The sequence below is a fragment of the Streptomyces apricus genome (genome assembly GCF_008369065.1).
Lineage (GTDB): Bacteria > Actinomycetota > Actinomycetes > Streptomycetales > Streptomycetaceae > Streptomyces > Streptomyces apricus.
This window is the reverse complement of record NZ_VDFC01000291.1, coordinates 1-607: the sequence shown is the minus strand read 5'-3', so window position 1 is coordinate 607 and position 607 is coordinate 1. Positions and strand designations below refer to the sequence as shown.

The following is a 607-nucleotide window of genomic DNA, read 5'->3' as shown; positions in this document are numbered from 1 at the left end:
GCCGGCCGCGCGGGCCGGGTGCGTGATCAGCGCCGACGGCGCCTACGCCGCCCGGCTGGCCCGCAGCGGCGACTCCTGGTTCCCGGAGCGCTGGACACTGGACGGCCCCGAGCCGTACGCGGTGCCCCTGCCCGGCAGCCAGCCGGAGGAGCCCGGCACGGAGGTGCTCCCGATGGCGGACGGGCGGGTGCTCATCCACCGGCTCACCGACGGGCGGCACGCGTTCTCCCTGCTCTATCCGACGGGCCCCGGGACGGGCGAGGTGCCGCTCGGCGCCGTGGAGTGCCCCGATCCGGGTACGGAGCTGTGGCTGCTGCCGCCCGCTCCGGGCGGTCTGCGCGCGTACGCCCTCGCCGTGGGCCCCCTGTCGACCGCCGTGTGGCTGGTGGCGGGCGGCGCCTTCGGGCCCGAGCACCTGGCGGAGGTGCCGGGCCGCTGCTCGGGCGGGGTGTGGCTGGGCGGCGGGGACCGGCTGCTCGCGCTGGACCGGCGGGTGCGGGGCAGGACCAAGACGGTGGTGGTCGACCTGCAGCGCGGGGGCGAGCTGTCGCCGCTGCTGCAGATCGCGGAGGAGAGCGACGACCGGCTGCTGCTCGCGGACGCCGAC

The 607-nt window shown here is 78.3% G+C and carries 1 pseudogene; it reads left to right on the top strand.

From position 1 onward, the window contains the following. Nucleotides 1–607, top strand: a pseudogene (locus FGF04_RS39750) (hypothetical protein); the annotation flags it as partial.